Annotated in this window: 13 protein-coding genes; 6 read left to right on the top strand and 7 right to left on the bottom strand. The window is 34.7% G+C overall.

The features are described from left to right. The first annotated feature begins 4 nt into the window (after positions 1 to 4). Both M2306_RS01895 and M2306_RS01890 read left to right on the top strand, forming a co-directional pair. Positions 5 to 628: an HD domain-containing protein gene (locus M2306_RS01895; protein WP_259189050.1), complete on the top strand. Its 624-nt coding sequence runs from the start codon at positions 5 to 7 to the stop codon at positions 626 to 628. 163 nt (positions 629 to 791) lie between these two features. Further along, positions 792 to 1,592 carry a hypothetical protein gene (locus M2306_RS01890; protein WP_259189052.1) on the top strand — a complete coding sequence of 267 codons (801 nt, stop codon included), beginning with the start codon at positions 792 to 794 and terminating at the stop codon, positions 1,590 to 1,592. Between the two features lie 49 nt (positions 1,593 to 1,641). Here M2306_RS01890 and M2306_RS01885 read toward each other — a convergent pair whose 3' ends face one another. The 3 genes from M2306_RS01885 to M2306_RS01875 form a co-directional block, all read right to left on the bottom strand. Then, entirely contained in the window at positions 1,642 to 2,220 is a 579-nt protein-coding gene (locus tag M2306_RS01885) for a TlpA family protein disulfide reductase (protein WP_002986550.1), read from the bottom strand. Positions 2,221 to 2,333: 113 nt separating this feature from the next. Continuing rightward, on the bottom strand, positions 2,334 to 3,650 hold the full coding sequence (locus M2306_RS01880) for a solute carrier family 23 protein (protein WP_115091008.1): 1,317 nt from the start codon (positions 3,648 to 3,650) through the stop codon (positions 2,334 to 2,336). Between the two features lie 74 nt (positions 3,651 to 3,724). Then, positions 3,725 to 4,945 (bottom strand): MFS transporter, encoded by a 1,221-nt coding sequence (locus M2306_RS01875; RefSeq protein WP_259189053.1) that lies wholly within the window; start codon positions 4,943 to 4,945, stop codon positions 3,725 to 3,727. A gap of 94 nt (positions 4,946 to 5,039) precedes the next feature. Here M2306_RS01875 and M2306_RS01870 point away from each other — a divergent pair, with 94 nt between their 5' ends. Continuing rightward, positions 5,040 to 5,933 carry a LysR substrate-binding domain-containing protein gene (locus M2306_RS01870; RefSeq protein ID WP_259189055.1) on the top strand — a complete coding sequence of 298 codons (894 nt, stop codon included), beginning with the start codon at positions 5,040 to 5,042 and terminating at the stop codon, positions 5,931 to 5,933. A gap of 326 nt (positions 5,934 to 6,259) precedes the next feature. On the opposite strand, the gene M2306_RS01865 is transcribed toward M2306_RS01870, so the two are convergent. After that, positions 6,260 to 8,521 (bottom strand): aconitate hydratase, encoded by a 2,262-nt coding sequence (locus M2306_RS01865; protein WP_259189056.1) that lies wholly within the window; start codon positions 8,519 to 8,521, stop codon positions 6,260 to 6,262. A 289-nt stretch (positions 8,522 to 8,810) separates the two neighbouring features. On the opposite strand from M2306_RS01865, the gene M2306_RS01860 reads away from it, so the two are divergent. Both M2306_RS01860 and M2306_RS01855 read left to right on the top strand, forming a co-directional pair. Further along, positions 8,811 to 9,380: a hypothetical protein gene (locus M2306_RS01860; RefSeq protein WP_259189057.1), complete on the top strand. Its 570-nt coding sequence runs from the start codon at positions 8,811 to 8,813 to the stop codon at positions 9,378 to 9,380. A 78-nt stretch (positions 9,381 to 9,458) separates the two neighbouring features. Beyond that, positions 9,459 to 9,923 carry an OsmC family protein gene (locus M2306_RS01855; RefSeq protein ID WP_259189058.1) on the top strand — a complete coding sequence of 155 codons (465 nt, stop codon included), beginning with the start codon at positions 9,459 to 9,461 and terminating at the stop codon, positions 9,921 to 9,923. 89 nt (positions 9,924 to 10,012) lie between these two features. Here the strand turns inward: M2306_RS01855 and M2306_RS01850 are convergent, their stop codons facing one another. The 3 genes from M2306_RS01850 to M2306_RS01840 form a co-directional block, all read right to left on the bottom strand. Beyond that, positions 10,013 to 12,775, bottom strand: a complete 2,763-nt coding sequence (locus tag M2306_RS01850) for a bifunctional aconitate hydratase 2/2-methylisocitrate dehydratase (RefSeq protein WP_259189059.1) — start codon at positions 12,773 to 12,775, stop codon at positions 10,013 to 10,015. 553 nt (positions 12,776 to 13,328) lie between these two features. Continuing rightward, the gene (locus tag M2306_RS01845) at positions 13,329 to 14,702 is read right to left on the bottom strand and encodes a peptidylprolyl isomerase (protein ID WP_115091667.1); all 1,374 of its coding nucleotides are present in this window, start codon (positions 14,700 to 14,702) and stop codon (positions 13,329 to 13,331) included. Then, complete coding sequence (locus tag M2306_RS01840) at positions 14,686 to 15,561, bottom strand: hypothetical protein (RefSeq protein ID WP_259189060.1); 876 nt, start codon at positions 15,559 to 15,561, stop codon at positions 14,686 to 14,688. The genes M2306_RS01845 and M2306_RS01840 overlap by 17 nt, the downstream gene beginning before the upstream one ends. Positions 15,562 to 15,899: 338 nt before the next feature. Between M2306_RS01840 and M2306_RS01835 the strand changes: the two genes are divergently transcribed. Then, positions 15,900 to 17,495, top strand: a complete 1,596-nt coding sequence (locus tag M2306_RS01835) for a peptide chain release factor 3 (RefSeq protein ID WP_115091023.1) — start codon at positions 15,900 to 15,902, stop codon at positions 17,493 to 17,495. The last annotated feature ends 431 nt before the right edge of the window (positions 17,496 to 17,926 follow it).

The raw sequence follows: 17,926 nt of genomic DNA, 5'->3' as shown, positions 1-17,926 counted from the left end.
CCATATGTATACTTCTCTTCAACTTGAATTCCAACACATCGTTGGTCAATATTCAACAAATCAAAATTTAATACAATCCTATTGGTTTGAAATAAAAAAGCAATACGAAACAACTGGGCGATATTATCACAACTTAACCCATCTCAAGAATATACTAGAGGAGTTAAATGAGATACGTGCTGAAATAAACGATTGGGAGGCAATCTTATTCTCTGTTTTTTATCATGATATCATCTATGATGCCCGCGCTCAAGATAATGAAGAACAAAGTGCTCAACTTGCAAAAGAGAGATTAACCATTCTACAACTACCAGAATCAAAAATAGACTTAATTTTCAATCAAATAGTAGCAACTAAGCAACATCAAAAATCGACAAATTCAGACACCAATTACTTTTTGGATGCAGATCTTAGTATTTTAGGAGAGGATTGGGAGCAATACAAAAGTTATTATCAAAATATCAGAAAAGAATATGCCATTTACCCTGATGGTGTATATAGCCAAGGTAGAAAAAAAGCACTTACTCATTTTTTAACCTTTGAAACTATATTTAATACTCATTATTTCAAGTCAAAATACGAAAATCAAGCTCGACTGAATATAGCAAGAGAAATTAATGTTTTATAATTATCTCTCCATTTCAAAATACCTTAAATAAACTGATTTAACTTTAAAAAAATAAAAATATACTGATTATTTAAGCAGTAATCACTATTAAAAATAAAATAATCATATCTGTTAAAATATTTTTTGTTAAATTTAACTAACTAATCTTTTAAACTATTTAATTATGAAAAAAGTTTTATTAGCATGTTTAACATTAACATTACTATCTTGCTCAAAAGATGATGCCTCATCAACATCAACGCAATTGGATAAAAGCATCCAAACCTCAGATTCCAACATTGGTTATGAATCCCCTTACAATTTCTATGGGTCTGGATCAAATATTGAGCATAATCAAATTGATTATTATTTTATTAATGAAACAGATTATTATTTTTATGTCACTCCGAATTTTGGAATTGGCTTTCACATTAATGACGGAAACTACTATGGAAACGGCTCAATGTTTAATACCTTAGGCACAGGTGGTCAAGTATATGGAAATTATGTACCCGCAGATGAACTGATTATAAAACCATATTCTTCTCATCTCATTTCTTCCTTTTTACCTATTCCTAATACTGCTATAATGTCTGGTCCTAATCTTTTTAGTTTTTCAAACCCTATCATTACGAGTTCAGAGAAAAGTGAACTAGCTAAACGTGGTAAACTTTTCTTCTATGATTTCTCTGTACTTGACAACAATACTCCTATTGTGGCAAATGAACGAGTAAAATTAAATTTCCCTTATGATGTTAATAGCAGTACAGGATTACCTGCTCCATGGGTGCATTTACCTTTTAATGATAACCACTTTGCAGATGAATTAATTTTCAATAAAGAAACCTTAGAGGTTTGTTCAACTATAAGTTCCTCAGGTATATACAAAAATAAATATACTTTTAATTATGGAGGTGTTGATTACTTAGTCTTTGTTGAACAAAGTACTTATAAAGTAATTATCACCTTGCAAAAAGTGATTTAACTAATAGATCAACAAAAAAAAGTCTTTGGTTTCCCAAAGACTTTTTCTATTATTTTGCTTGAATTAACTCATCCAATGTTACTCTAAATTTGGAGCTATTCCAATCTGCAGCTCTGAACTTTTTCACTACGATATTTCCGTGTTTATCTATGACATAAGAAGCGGGTAATGAAGTAGAATACAAAGCCGCTGGTGGCCCATCTTGTTGAAAGTAACTCGGTAAGGTATATCCATGTTTCTCTTTAAACGCTTTTACTTTCTCAGGAGTATCTGTTGTGACAAATAAAAAGACAACGCTATTTTTATAATCGTCATATAAGGCTTGAAAACTAGGTTTTTCTGCAATACAAGGAGGACACCAAGTAGCCCAAAAATTCAGGATAACCACTTTTCCTTTTGTTTGGTTTATATCAAATACGCGGCCTTCTTCATCTAATAAAGTCCAACCATCCAAGCTTACTTGCTCAACATCTTCTTGCTTCTCTAAACTGGGACTCATCGCTATTAGTCGATTCACCCAAACCTTAAACGTTGTCCCCAATGGAGTGAATAACAGCACAAAAAGAATAAGGATAAAAACCAGATTGCCTATCCATCCTTTTTTCTTTTTTTCTCCTTTATTAAACATACCTAAATTTATTTAGCATAAATATATAAAATTTACACCCATACTGCCAAATAAAAATTATTAATTTTATTTTTAATAATTTTTAACCTTTTTTATTTAATATATTCACAATATTATTCCTTAAACATATCATCAAAGGTAATTTCTTTCCTTCCTGGCAATACAATATTTAAAATAATACCAATAATGGAAGCCAAAGCCATCCCTTCAATAGACATTAAATCACCTATATGGATCGCTGCGCCCCCTATTCCAATGATTAAGATGACAGAAGAGATAATTAAATTGCGTTTTACTTTAAAATCTACATTATTCTCTACTAACATACGCAATCCACTTGAAGCAATAATTCCAAACAACAAGATTGATACTCCGCCCATTACAGGAGAAGGAATAGTGGCTAACAAAGCTGTTATTTTTCCACAAAATCCAAATAAAATAGCAAAACAAGCGGCTCCAATGAATACATAAATACTAAAAGCACGCGTGATGGCTAATACCCCAATATTTTCTCCATAAGTTGTATTAGGAGGCCCTCCAATTAAAGACGCTAACATGGTAGCTACTCCATCTCCTAGCATAGAACGATCTAGTCCTGGATCTTTGATTAAATCTTTATTGACTACTTTACTCAGTACCAATTGATGTCCGATGTGCTCTGCAATGGGTACAATCGCCACAGGTAGCATCACAAATACGACATATAGGGTTACAGTTGGTGTATAATCTACAAAAGGAATGGTAAAATTAGGCACCTGAAACCAAGAAGCTTCCATCACGGGTGCAAAATTGACAACCCCTATACTAGCTGAAAACACATACCCTCCAATAATTCCAACTAAAACTGGGATAACACTCAAAAAACCTCTGGTAAAAATAGCCGCTATAATGGTAATAGCCAAAGTAACCAAACCAATAGACACATAGGTAATATCGTATTCATTTGATGGATTATTGGTAATCATTCCAACAGCTGTACTCGCCAAACCCAAACCAATCACCATAATCACAGGCCCCACTACAATAGGAGGTAATAATTTCATCAACCAATTGGTACCTGCTTTAGCAATTAAAAGCGCTACTAAGGAATATACCACACCTACCAAAAAGCTTCCTACTAAGAAACTTCCCACCGGCACCTCATTTGTGGTTACTTGTTCCATTGCCTTAATAGCAATGATGGGATTAATAAAAGCGAAAGAAGATCCTAAATAAGAAGGGACTTTTCCTCTTGTAATAGCGATAAAAACCAGGGTACCTATTCCACTTGATATCAACGCAATGGCAGGATCCATTCCCGTTAAGGTAGGTACTAATACCGTTGCCCCAAACATGGCAAATAGATGTTGAATACTCAACAATAACCATTGCCCGAATTTAGGTTTTTCATCAATAGCCAATACAATGTTTTGATCTGTACTTTCGTTCATGTTGTTATTTATTTAAAACAGGTACGAAAATAGAGCATTTTCACACAAAACGGAAACAATAACAACGTATACTTCTATTTAGCAGTTCTACTTCTCGTTGTTGCATAAGTAGATAGCAACGCTAGAGAAGCTAAAATCACAAGGGTAATAAAGAATCCGCCCCAATTATCATTGTTGATAAAAAAACCAGTTGAACTTCCAATTAATGTAGATCCCATATAGTAAAAGAACCAATACAAAGCAGTCGCTGAACTTTTCGCCTTGCCTCCCAATTGGGTTACCACACGGCTGGCGATGGTATGCCCACTAAAAAAAGCAACCGTAAAAATGGTCAAGCCCAATAAGATGACTGTTAAATTCGCTATATACATCAGCCCTAATCCCACCAACAATAATCCCAAGGCTAATAATAAGATATTTTTGGCTGCATAGCGATCGGATAAGCGCCCAGCAACTAAATTACCTACAATACCAAAGGCATACATCAAGAAAATTAAAGCAATGATATAATGAGGTAAACTATAGGGTGGTGCTTCTAATTTAAAGCCCAAATAATTATAAATACTGACGAAAGTTCCCATCAAACAAATCCCCACCACATACATGGCTAAGATTTTCTTATTTCGAAAGATACTTTGCATCTGACGCATTTTCTTATTGAATTTTACTTTTTGAGGTTGAAAAAATTGAGACTCCGGAAAGAGATAGTAAAATACAATGGCAATACTAAAAGCAAGCAAGCCAATGGTAAGCACTGCAATTTGCCAATTGAACCAACCACTGACTAAAGCGGCAATAATACGCCCAAACATTCCTCCGAAGGTATTTCCTGCAAGATAAAAACTAATCGCCGTTCCGATGGATTTAGAATCAATTTCCTCAGCTAAATAAGTCAACGTAACCGCTGATACCCCAGAGATACAAATCCCCTTTAAAAAGTTAATATTAATCAGTAGTGCAAAATCATATACAAAAACGGAGAGTAGCGTCAACAAGGTCGAAGTCACCAAAGAAAATAACATGATATCTTTACGAGGATAACGATCTGCAATAAAAGCAAACAATAGTAATCCAATAGCCATCCCAAAGGTAGAGGCTGAAACCAAATAGCTACTTTCGGCTGGAGTTACAGCAAAAAATTGCGTAATTTCTGACAAGAGCGGTTGGTAGTTATACAACTGAGCAAATACAGAAACGCCTATTAAAAAGATGCCCCATTTGATTCGCTTATAGCGCACACTACCTTTGACTGCTTTTTCTGCTTCGCTAAAGTCAATATAAGCGGTTGTTGCCATTTTTATCTTAATATTTGAAGTAAAGTTAAGCTTAAGTTCTAAATTTGTAAAACGGTATTTTTCTATAATATCAATCGATAAAACCGATTAACCCATGGAGCTAAGACAACTCAAATATTTTTTAAAAGCAAAAGAACTGCTCAATTTTACTGAAGCGGCAAAAGAGCTTTACATTACACAGAGCACACTCTCTCAACAGATTAAGCAATTGGAAGATGAATTGGGTATTCCCCTATTTGATCGCATTGGTAAACGCGTCTCTATTACTGAAGCAGGCGAACTCTTTGCAACATATGCAGAAAAGAGTATTCAAGCTTCCAATGATGGCAAACTCATTCTCGATGATTTAAAGCAAGTGAACACAGGTACGTTGAGTATTGGTTTGACTTGGGGACTCAAATCTATTGTTATTAATGCGTTTAAAAATTTCATCGCACAATTTCCTAAAATTAAATTGCAAGTGACTTTTGGAACCACAACAGAATTAATTGATGCTTTGCTCAAACAAGAGATTGATTTTGCCTTGACGTTCTATGAAGGCAAACACAGTGATGAACTTGTACACGAACCTATTATGAGTTCAGATATGGCTGTTATTGTTGCTGCAACGAGCCCTTTAGCAATGAAGGAAAGTATCGATCTAAAAGAAGTGGAACAATTGACTTTAGCACTTCCTGTTAAAGGGTTCAGTACCCGTGACTTCTTAGATCGTCAATTTGAAAAATACAAAATTCACCCGAATGTAACTGTAGAAGTGAACTATACCGCAACGATTGTCGATTTAGTGCGTACTGGAGCTTTTCAAACGATTCTAACCCTAGCGACCGTGCATGGTGAAAAAGATTTATGTGCTATCCCTATTCGAGGTAAAAACATGAGAAGAGAAGCGGTAACCTTGCGTTTAAAAGACAGCTACCAAAAGAAAGCCGCTATTTATTTTATTGACTTATTGAAAGCAGAAGATAAAGAGGAATACAATCAACTTTAAATTGGAGATTGGAAAGTAGAAAAGGGATCAACCCTTAACCCTTAACCCTTAACCCTTAACCCTTAACCCTTAACCCTTAACCCTTAACCCTTAACCCTTAACCCTTAACCCTTAACCCTTAACCCTTAACCCTTAACTTCTAACCAATAACCAAGTAATAATAAAAAAAGCGAAAGATAAAATCTTTCGCTTTTTTATTTGATGTCAATATTGTTAGTTGAAAATCGGTTATTCAATCTCTCATTTCTCCTTTATCTCACAAATTTTATATTTGTTTTCGTGTTCGATGAATCTACACTACGTTTCGATTTCCCATCTACACTACGCTATTTACCAGCTGCAATTAAATTCAAAGCAGATCCGGCTTTAAACCATTTCACCTGACTTGCGTTATAAGTATGATTGGTTGCAATTACGTCTTTAGATCCGTCTGCATGGACAAATTCTAAGTGTAACTGTTTCCCAGGAGCAAATTCAGTTAAGTCTAAGAAGTTGATGGTATCATCTTCTTGTACTTTGTCATAATCTGCTTCATTTGCAAACGTAAGGGCTAACATTCCTTGTTTTTTCAAGTTTGTTTCGTGAATACGAGCAAATGATTTCACCAATACTGCAGTAACCCCTAAATGACGAGGTTCCATAGCCGCATGTTCACGAGAAGATCCTTCTCCGTAGTTTTGGTCCCCTACAACAATAGAAGGGATTCCAGCTGCTTTATATGCGCGTTGTACAGCAGGTACTGCATCATATGCACCTGTCAATTGGTTTTTTACTTTATTCGTTAAGTGATTGAATGCATTTTCAGCACCAATCAACATGTTGTCTGAAATATTGTCTAAGTGACCACGGAAACGCAACCATGGACCTGCCATAGAAATGTGATCCGTTGTACATTTTCCAAAAGCTTTAATCAATAATTTAGCTCCTGTAATGTTTTGTCCATTCCAAGGAGTAAACGGTTCTAACAACTGAAGGCGACTAGATGTTGGAGAAACGATTACCTCTACACTTGAACCATCTGCGGCTGGTGCTTGGTATCCTGGATCTTCTACATCAAATCCTCTTGTTGGCAATTCATCTCCTGTCGGAGGAAGTAATTTTACTTCTTGCCCTTCGTCATTAATTAATGTATCTGTAATTGGATTGAATCCCAAATCTCCTGCAATAGCTAAAGCAGCTACCATTTCTGGAGAAGTAACGAAAGCATGGGTATTTGGATTCCCATCGGCGCGTTTAGAGAAGTTTCGGTTAAACGAGTGTACAATTGTATTCTTTTCTTCCTTATCTGCTCCTTCACGATCCCATTGCCCAATACAAGGTCCACAAGCATTTGTAAATACTTTGGTTCCCATTTTTTCAAACGTCTCGATGATTCCATCACGTTCAATAGTATAGCGAATTTGTTCTGATCCTGGATTAATTCCAAATTCAGCTTTAGGCGTAATTCCATTTTTAACAGCTTGTTCAACAATCGAAGCTGCTCTTGACATATCTTCATACGAAGAGTTTGTACAAGATCCGATTAACCCCCACTCTACTTTTAACGGCCATCCATTTTTCTCTGCATCTTCTCTCATTTTTGATACAGGTGTTCCTCTATCTGGCGTGAAAGGTCCGTTTATATGTGGTTCTAATTCCGATAAGTTAATTTCGATTAATTGGTCAAAGTATTGCTCTGGGTTTGCATATACTGCAGCATCCGCTGTTAAGTGTTCCGCTACTTTATCTGCAGCATCCACTACATCCTGACGTCCTGTAGCTGCTAAATAACGACGCATTGAATCGTCATATCCGAAAGTCGAAGTTGTCGCTCCGATTTCAGCTCCCATATTACAGATGGTCCCTTTTCCAGTACAAGACATCGATAAAGCTCCTTCTCCGAAGTATTCAACAATAGCTCCAGTTCCTCCTTTTACCGTAAGGATATCCGCAACTTTTAAAATCACATCTTTCGGTGCCGTCCATCCGTTTAATTTTCCGGTTAACTTCACTCCGATTAATTTTGGAAACTTCAATTCCCAAGCCATACCCGACATAACGTCTACAGCATCTGCTCCTCCAACTCCGATGGCTAACATTCCCAATCCACCTGCGTTTACTGTATGTGAATCCGTTCCAATCATCAATCCCCCTGGGAAAGCATAATTTTCTAAAACAATTTGGTGGATAATTCCAGCTCCTGGTTTCCAGAATCCGATTCCATATTTATTTGATACAGAAGATAGAAAATTAAACACTTCTGAAGATTGTGTTTCTGCTACTTTTAAATCGGTTGCAGCTCCAACTTTTGCTTGAATCAAGTGGTCACAGTGTACCGTAGTAGGCACAGCTACCTTTTCTTTTCCAGCATGCATAAATTGCAATAACGCCATCTGTGCTGTTGCATCTTGACAGGCTACGCGATCTGGAGCAAAGTCTACATAATCATTTCCACGTTCAAAGGTTTGCGTAGGCATTCCCTCCCATAAGTGTGTGTATAAAATTTTCTCTGTAAGTGTCAAAGGACGTCCAACTAATTCACGCGCTTTCGCCACGCGATCTGGCATCTTTTCATACACTTTTTTAATCATTTCAATATCAAAAGCCATAATAACAATTCTTTTATTTATGTGAATTAAAATTTCTAAACAATTTACAGTTTTTTACCTCTAATAAGTTCTATACAAATGTTAAAACACTGTATTTAAAATGATTCCACTTAAATGAATTAAATTTAGGAGGGATACTTTAATGCAATGTTTAAGGATGATATCTCAAAAGGTGAATAGTCAAGTATTTTTTATAAATTTGTCTATCAATAGGTTGTGGTTATGTAGATTTAATTCTCAGCATTAATTCCTATTCTAAACCTAGTAAATAAACATTATATCCAGTTATATGAGAGCACTACGCTTAACAATTTTGTTCTTATGTAATATCCAACTATTACTTGGAAAAAGTGAAAGTGATAAATATAGATTTGCAAAACAAACGTTCAAGTCTCAAAATTATAAACTACATGATTATGTTCGATTTAATGGAGAAATAAGCAAACTTAAGAATGGTACCTATAAATTCGATGAAAAATATTTGAACCTTCAATTAGATAATCCTCAATATGAAAATATTTTCAAATTAGGAATTTTTAACCCTGATATTGTATTTGGAAAAGAAACATCTAAAAAAACTCAAGCTGAGCTAGATACTTTAACTCAAAAGCAAAAAGTTTTTTATAATCTAATAAGGAATGATAGTTTAGTTATCTGTTGTGTAAAAGAATTAAAAGAACTGAATCCAAATCCTCAAACAAAGAGATTTGTTTTTTGGTTATTTAGAATGGGAATGGCAAATCCAACAGCGTATTACTTCGAACTATATAATAAAAATGCTACTAAAAAAACTACTATCGAAGAATTTATAGAAAATGCGAGAATGACTTTCTTTTTTATAGGTACTATTATAATATAAAAACGATCTATACTACCATCTTCATCTCTTATTTCAACACTTAAACCAATATACACAACCTCGCTTAAGACATTTATTATGTACAAACATCTTTTTAAAGCAGCACTAAATTGGATGGCTACCGACAAAGTGAAAGAGCAAAACATAAAGGTATATGCCAAAAGCCATACCATCAAAATAGAAGGAAAAGATATTTTATCTATTTCAGCAGCCAAAGCTTTTAAAGGGGATCCTACATTGCTAAATCCAGAAGATTTATTGTTGAGTGCCCTTACATCGTGTCATATGATGTCGTATTTATATATATGCCAGCAACACAATATAGAAGTGCTTGCTTATGAAGATAATTCGGAAGCTACATTGATACTAAATGCTGATGGTAGTGGACGTATAACCAAAGTAGTTTTAAATCCGATAGTACGCATCAAAGAGGAATCACAAAAAGAATTAGCCCTACAACTTCATATCCAATCCAATAAACTTTGTTTTATTGCTAATTCTTGCAATTTTGAAATAGAACATCATGCACAATGCTTTAATTAAAGTACATGTTTGATTAAAAGCTAATACACTATAAAAAAACGAGGTAATCTACACAGACTACCTCGCTTTTTTTATAAATACTATTCTAATTATTTTGTCGAAATTGGTTTAAACTTTGTCAAGTTAATTCCTTCTACAGAAGCTTTATATTCTTCCATTGTTGGAACTCTACCTAAAATCGCAGAAAGAACAACTACTGGAGTAGAAGCTAATAAAGATTCTCCTTTTTTGCGTTCTGAATCTTCTACCACACGTCCTTGGAATAAACGCGTTGATGTAGCCATTACCGTATCTCCTTTTGCTGCTTTCTCTTGGTTACCCATACATAAGTTACAACCAGGACGCTCTAAATACATGATGTTTTCATATTCAGTACGTGCATTGTTTTTAGGTAAAAGGTCACTGAATTCGAAACCAGAATATTTTTGTAAGTATTCCCAATCTCCTTCTGCTTTTAACTCATCAATGATGTTATATGTTGGAGCTGCCACAACAAGTGGTGCATTAAATTTCACAGCACCTGTTTGTTTTTCAATATTTTTCAACATTTGAGAAACAATTTTCAAGTCATCTTTGTGAACCATACATGAACCAACGAAACCTAAATCTACTTTTTTATCTCCACCATAGAAAGAAAGCTCTCTAATTGTATCGTGTGTATAGCGTTTAGAAACGTCATCATTGTTTACATCTGGATCGGCAATCATTGGTTCTTCAATGATATCAAGATCAACTACAACCTCAGCATAGTATTTTGCATTTGCATCTGGCATTAAAGCAGGTTTATCACCTGTTCTAATTTCTTCAATACGCTTGTTCGCTTTGTTGATTAATCCTTGTAACACTTGGTTTTTGTTATCCATTCCTTTATCGATCATGATTTGGATACGGCTCTTCGCGATTTCCAATGATTCGATTAAAGTATCATCTTGTGAAATACAGATAGACGCTTTTGCTTTCATTTCAGCTGTCCAGTCTGTGAATGTAAACGCTTGATCTGCAAGTAAAGTACCGATATGAACTTCGATAATTCTACCTTGGAACACGTTTTCACCTCCAAATTGTTTCAACATTTGTGATTGAGTTGCGTGCACTACGTCACGGAAATCCATGTGTTCTTTCATGCTTCCTTTAAACGTAACTTTTACAGACTCTGGAATTGGCATTGAAGCCTCACCTGTTGCTAACGCTAAAGCTACTGTTCCTGAATCTGCTCCAAAAGCAACCCCTTTAGACATTCTAGTGTGTGAATCCCCACCGATGATGATAGCCCATTCGTCCACAGTAATATCGTTCAATACTTTGTGGATAACGTCCGTCATTGAGTGGTATTCTCCTTTAGGGTCACGTGCAGTAATTAAACCGAACTCGTTCATGAATTTCATCAATTTCGGGATATTTGCTTGTGCTTTTTTATCCCAAACTGATGCTGTATGACATCCTGATTGGTAAGCTCCATCAACGATAGGAGAAATAACAGTTGCTGCCATTGCTTCTAACTCCTGAGCAGTCATCAATCCAGTTGTATCCTGTGATCCTACGATATTCACTTCTACACGAACGTCAGAACCTGCATGTAATACTTTTCCGTTTGTTACACCTACTGCGTTGCGGTTGAAGATTTTTTCAACTGCTGTTAATCCTTGTCCTTCAACAGAGATTTCTTTAGAAGGAGCAAAAACTACAGGAGCTTCCATTCCTAATAATTTTGCAGCGAATGTTTGGATTTTTTTACCAAATACGATAGCATAAGATCCACCAGCTTTGATAAATTCCATTTTTTGTGGAGTTAAAGCTTTCGAAATATCGATTAACTCTTGATCTCCGTTGTATAATTTTTTGGTTTTTGTATTAATTGTCAATACAGTACCTGTAGCTACAGAATAAACTTCTTCTAATACTGGCTCTCCTTTTTCATTGCGAACTACTTCACCAGCAGCATCAGTTTTTTTCACCCAGTTTTTCAAGTCAATTCCAATACCTCCAGTTACGTCAACTGTAGTTAAGAAAATTGGAGAAATTCCGTTTGTACCAGCAACAATTGGAGCAATGTTTACGAATGGAACATATGGACTTGCTTGTTTACCTGTCCAAAGTGCTACGTTATTTACTCCTGACATTCTTGAAGATCCAACTCCCATCGTTCCTTTTTCAGCAATTAACATCACTTTTTTACCTGGATGTAATTCTTGTAAAGCTTTGATTTGTTGTTGTGCTTCTGTACTAATCATACACAATCCGTGAAGTTCACGGTCTGCACGAGAGTGTGCTTGGTTTCCTGGAGAAAGTAAATCTGTTGAAATATCTCCTTCACCAGCGATGAAAGTAACTACTTCAATTTTCTCATCTACTTCAGGCAATTTCGTAAAGAACTCTGCTTTTGCATAACTTTCTAAGATATCTTTTGCTACAGCATTACCGCTTAAGAACGCTTCTTTTAAACGATCTGTATCAGCTTCGTACAAGTACACTTGTGTTTTCAATACTTTAGCAGCCTCTTGAGCGATTGCTACGTCATTTCCTAAAGCTAAATCTAATAACACCTCGATAGAAGGTCCACCCTTCATGTGTGATAATAATTCAAAAGCAAAAGCAGGTGTAATTTCACTTACCACAGCCTCACCTAAGATGATTTCTTTTAAAAATTTAGCTTTAACCCCAGCAGCACTAGTTGTACCAGGTAAAACGTTATAAATAAAAAGCTTAAGAGATTCTGCACGGTGTGCGTTCTCTGTATCTTTAATCTGTGCTATAATTTCACTTAATAGCTCAGCTCCATCAATTGGCTTAGGGTTAAGTCCTTGATTTTTTCTTTCTTCAATCTCGTTGATGTAATCCTTATAAAAGCTCATAATTCAGGTCTATTACTTACAGGTTGTTGAAAATCAAAGATCTCCTCTTCCCCATAACTGATTATTTTGTATTAGTTATTTTTTCACTTGTACTTCTACTCTCGCAAGTCTGTTCGTTTCAAATTTCTTCTGTTGAATCAGCATCATTGCTTCTTCTTTTACAGCCTCTAAAAACATCTAATAAAGTACTTTATAATACTTCTGATATTCCTATCAGTTATTCTTCAGCTGATAAAATCAAAACTTACAGTCTTCTACTTCGAAAGAGTATTTGACTTGTATTTTATTTTTTGTCGTCGCAAATTTAATCAATCTAATTAATTTTCAAAAGTTTTTAATATTTCCCTCAAATCCAAAAATTATTATTTACAAACATTCTACTTTGATAAAAAAACAACAATACTTTTAGCGTTTCTAATCAATTAATCTGAAATAAATTATTTTTTACCTTATAATTTTAAGATATTTCAACTTTTCATTCCTATTTAATAAAAAAACGACATTTTAGTCTATTGCTAAAATGTCGTTTTCAATCGTTTAGATTATTATTTTATTATTTTTTGAGCCAATTATTATGGAATTTGCAGTCTCTATATTCCCCTTGAATGTTAATATAGGCATCATTTATCTTCTTTGTAATCCATTTTTGAAGCTCACCTTCTTGTTTTTTGTTCAAAGCCATGGTTTTTACCTTCGTATAATCGTCAACAAAGTCAATTTTATGCGAAGCAATTTTCTTATTGATGGTTACAATACGATAGCTTTTTTGATCTCTGTAATCCGTTTTTAAGGCTACAGGGGAAATCTCTTTCTCTTTAAGTGAATTAACTAAGAAATACAATTCTCTATCTTCCATTTTATTTAGGTCAAAACGAGGGTCCATGGTCATTGGATCTCTTAAAACTCCCCCATTTTGTTTTGTATCCTTATCATCAGAAGAAGCTGCTGCTGCTTCAGCAAATGTAATTTCATTGTTTACAATTTTCTCGCGAACACCTTCTAACTTTTTCTTGGCATCTTCCAATGCTTGTTCTGTTGGCTTAGGAACTAATAAAATATGGCGAACATCTAAATGTTGTCCTCTAATCTTCTCTAAATAGATGATGTGAAATCCAAATTCTGTTTCGAAAGGCGCTGATATTTCACCTTCTGCTAAACTAAAAGCAACCTCTTTAAACTCTTTAGCAAAAGGAGCTTTTTTCGTAATTGAATAGAATCCACCATTAGCTGCTGAACCTTTATCATCCGTAAATAAAACTGCTTTACTGAAGAAACTGGCTCCGTTGTCTATTACGTCACTACGCATTTCGTTTAAACGGTCAATTACTTTTTGCTTTTGTTCTTTTGAGATTTCTGGTTTGATTACAATTTCTGCAATTTCTACCTCATCACCAACAGTTGGTCTTTCATCCTCTGGAATAGCCTTAAAGAACTGTCTTACCTCTTCTGGTGTAATCGTTACTTTCTCAACAATGTGTTTTTGCATTGCTTGAGTTAATTTATTTTGCTTTACAATATCAAAGAAATAATCTCTAAATTCTTCTTCTGTTTTTTTGTTGTAAAACCCTAAAATACGATCAATTCCACCAACTTCTTCTACCATTCTGTTGATCTGATCATTCATGAATCCAGTTACTTCTGCATCATTCACTTCGATACTATCTTGAACTGCTTGGTGGGCATATAATTTATCTTCTAATAAACGCTCAAATAAATCACATTTTGACAAATTATCAATAGGAATACGCTGTGCTTTTAGCTCCAACAAGGTTTTATCAATTTCGGATTCTAAGATTACATAATCTCCAACTACCCCAACTACCCCATCAATTTTTCTCTTTCCTGCCGGATTTTGCGCTTGCATACCGCCTATCATCACACATGATAGTCCTAGTGCAAACAGCACCTTCTTACTGATAAATTTCATAATTTTTATCTTTTTTTGCATCTTTTAAAATATCTTCTTCTATCTGTTTTAGTAATTCCATTTTTCGATTATTCAAAACCATTAATCGCAATGAGGGTTCTAAATAGGAATAAGGAACCATGTCTCCTTTTTTCAAAACTTGATTGATACGCACAAAGTACGTACTATTTTCATCCTTAACCTCGAAATAGGTATTATTTTTTAAATATTGTTCTCTATTTTCTGCATTAATAAAAGGTAGTTTCTCATAGATTTGAGAGACATTCACCCATAATGAATCATTCAAGACATATGATTTCATTTGTAAGGACAGCTGATCTAGCAATTCGTACTTGATTTCCTTCCCTCCATTAAATCCACTCTTCACCTTATTAAAATGCGTATTGGAATTTAAAATATTGACATAAGAAAGCTTGACCAACATATCGTCTACTCGAAATCCTTGTTTCACTTGATCATAATATGTTTTTAGATCGCTTGCTCGAACAACCGTATCAATCGATTGTTGCACTAATTTTTCCAGATACCCTTTAATGAGTAATTCCGATTTAAAATTAGCGACTAACTCATCTATCTCTTTCTTCTTTTCATCGGATAAATTAAACTCTGCAGCATCCATTAACAGCTGTTTAGTTGCCCATTTATTGATGAATAATTCTACCATTGCAATACTGTCCTTCACTGTACTTTGTGGAGGCACGATACTTTGCAAAGAAGAACGTTCTAAATATTTATTATCCACTCGAGCGACATATTTATCTCCATCGAGTTTCTTTTGCTTGTCACAACTAGTATAGCCCAAAAGTACCGCTAGTAAAACAACGCTATATTTGATGTATCTAATTTCTCTATACTTCATTACCTATACTTTATATTTCTTATTCGCTAACAAAAATAACATTTATAAGCCATAAATGGGATTATTTTTAAAAAAACGAATCAAAATACGCTTAAATAAACGAGTTAAAAAACGTAATTAACAATATTACTAATACCTCATTTATTTACCTTAAGGATTAACATTCTATTTAGTTTTTTCAATCTAATTTCCCTTTCTTAGCTTCCGTTAATTCCTTTGTCCCAATTCGTTTAGCTCTTCTTTTTACTAAAGAAACTACATCCTAAAGAAACGATTGCGATTCATTATTATTATTTTCAGCAAATAATGAGTATTTTTGCAACCTAATTTTTTTAGAGATGAGTTTTTTAACAGAAATAGAACGCAGAAGAACATTTGGTGTAATTGCTCACCCCGATGCTGGTAAGACAACCTTAACAGAGAAATTGCTACTTTTTGGAGGGGCAATTCAAGAAGCTGGTGCAGTAAAAAATAATAAGATTAAAAAAGGAGCTACTTCCGATTTCATGGAGATTGAGCGCCAAAGAGGAATCTCAGTTGCTACATCTGTATTAGCCTTTAACTATAAAGACAAAAAAGTCAACATCTTAGATACACCTGGTCACAAGGATTTTGCTGAAGATACATTCCGTACCTTAACAGCCGTTGATAGTGTGATTGTAGTGATTGACGTTGCAAAAGGGGTGGAAGAACAAACGGAAAAATTGGTTGAAGTATGTCGTATGCGCAACATTCCGATGATTGTTTTCATCAATAAATTAGACCGTGAAGGACGTGATGCTTTTGACTTGATGGATGAAGTGGAGCAAAAACTTCAATTGAAAGTAACCCCTTTGAGTTATCCTATCGGAATGGGGTATGATTTCAAAGGAATCTACAACATTTGGGAAAAGAACATTAACTTATTCACAGATGACAGCAGAAAGAATATCGATGATGTGATTAATATTTCTGACTTAGAATCAAAAGAATTAGACGAATTAATCGGTAGTAAACCAGCGGATAAATTAAGAGAAGAATTAGAAATTATTCATGAGATTTATCCTGATTTCGATCGCGAAGCTTATGTACAAGGGCAATTGCAACCTGTATTTTTTGGATCTGCTTTAAACAATTTTGGAGTTCGAGAATTATTGGATTGCTTTATTCAAATTGCACCTTCTCCAAGAGCAAAAGAATCAGATACGCGAGTAGTTGAACCAACAGAAAAAGGATTTAGTGGTTTTGTATTCAAAATTCACGCCAATATGGACCCAAAACACAGAGACCGTTTGGCTTTCATCAAGATTGTATCAGGTACATTTGAGAGAAATACTCCTTATTTACACGTTCGTCAAAATAAAAAACTAAAATTTTCAAGTCCGAATGCCTTCTTCGCAGAGAAAAAAGAAATTGTAGATATTTCTTATGCAGGAGATATTGTAGGCTTACACGATACAGGAAACTTCAAGATTGGAGATACCTTGACAGAGGGAGAAATCATGAGCTTTAAAGGAATTCCTAGCTTCTCTCCAGAACACTTCCGATACATCAATAATGCAGATCCGATGAAATCAAAGCAATTGGAAAAAGGAATTGACCAGTTGATGGATGAAGGAGTTGCTCAGTTATTTACGTTAGAAATGAATGGTCGTAAAGTAATTGGAACCGTTGGAGCGTTACAATATGAAGTTATTCAATATCGTTTAGAGCACGAATACGGAGCTAAATGTACGTATGAAAACTTCCCTGCTTACAAAGCTTGTTGGGTTCGACCTGAAGATCCAAAGAATGAAGAGTTCAAAGAATTTAAACGCATCAAGCAAAAATTCTTAGCGATAGATAAATCAGGGCAATTGGTTTTCTTAGCAGATAGTGAATTTTCCGTTCAAATGACACAGAGTAAATTCCCTACAGTAAAACTAGGATTTACTTCAGAAGAGATTGACAAATAATTAGTTATATAGATACGCAAGTATTGTTCAAATAAGAAGAGGGTGTTTTTTGCATCCTCTTTTATTTTTTGATTCACTCTTAACCAGAAAAATTATCCAATTACTTGGTGAATTATCCGGTTACTTGGCGAATTATCCAGTTACTTGGTGAATTATCCAGTTACTTGGTGAATTATCCGGTTACTTGGTGAATGATCCAGTTACTTGATGAATTATCCGGTTACCTGGCAAATTGCCATTTGCCACTACGTATTTTCATCATCTATCTCACCTATTTTATATTGGTTTTGGTGTTCGATGAATCTACACTGCGTTTCGATTTTCACTGCGTTTCGATTTCACCACCTCACCTTCTCACCACCTCACCTTCTCACCACCTCACCTTCTATCTCACCTATTTTATATTGGTTTTGGTGTTCGATGAATATATC

Origin of the sequence: Myroides gitamensis, from assembly GCF_029894455.1 — a bacterium.
GTDB classification, from domain to species: Bacteria; Bacteroidota; Bacteroidia; order Flavobacteriales; family Flavobacteriaceae; genus Flavobacterium; species Flavobacterium odoratum.
The sequence above is the reverse complement of the archived record's forward strand: the minus strand, read 5'-3'. Positions and strand labels throughout refer to the sequence as shown.

Excerpts from the sequence above, each read along its gene's own strand:
- M2306_RS01895 (WP_259189050.1), top strand. The coding sequence starts at position 5 with ATGTATACTTCTCTTCAACTTGAATTCCAACACATCGTTGGTCAATAT.
- M2306_RS01890 (WP_259189052.1), top strand. The coding sequence starts at position 792 with ATGAAAAAAGTTTTATTAGCATGTTTAACATTAACATTACTATCTTGC.
- M2306_RS01885 (WP_002986550.1), bottom strand. The coding sequence starts at position 2,220 with ATGTTTAATAAAGGAGAAAAAAAGAAAAAAGGATGGATAGGCAATCTG.
- M2306_RS01880 (WP_115091008.1), bottom strand. The coding sequence starts at position 3,650 with ATGAACGAAAGTACAGATCAAAACATTGTATTGGCTATTGATGAAAAA.
- M2306_RS01875 (WP_259189053.1), bottom strand. The coding sequence starts at position 4,945 with ATGGCAACAACCGCTTATATTGACTTTAGCGAAGCAGAAAAAGCAGTC.
- M2306_RS01870 (WP_259189055.1), top strand. The coding sequence starts at position 5,040 with ATGGAGCTAAGACAACTCAAATATTTTTTAAAAGCAAAAGAACTGCTC.
- M2306_RS01865 (WP_259189056.1), bottom strand. The coding sequence starts at position 8,521 with ATGGCTTTTGATATTGAAATGATTAAAAAAGTGTATGAAAAGATGCCA.
- M2306_RS01860 (WP_259189057.1), top strand. The coding sequence starts at position 8,811 with ATGAGAGCACTACGCTTAACAATTTTGTTCTTATGTAATATCCAACTA.
- M2306_RS01855 (WP_259189058.1), top strand. The coding sequence starts at position 9,459 with ATGTACAAACATCTTTTTAAAGCAGCACTAAATTGGATGGCTACCGAC.
- M2306_RS01850 (WP_259189059.1), bottom strand. The coding sequence starts at position 12,775 with ATGAGCTTTTATAAGGATTACATCAACGAGATTGAAGAAAGAAAAAAT.
- M2306_RS01845 (WP_115091667.1), bottom strand. The coding sequence starts at position 14,702 with ATGAAATTTATCAGTAAGAAGGTGCTGTTTGCACTAGGACTATCATGT.
- M2306_RS01840 (WP_259189060.1), bottom strand. The coding sequence starts at position 15,561 with ATGAAGTATAGAGAAATTAGATACATCAAATATAGCGTTGTTTTACTA.
- M2306_RS01835 (WP_115091023.1), top strand. The coding sequence starts at position 15,900 with ATGAGTTTTTTAACAGAAATAGAACGCAGAAGAACATTTGGTGTAATT.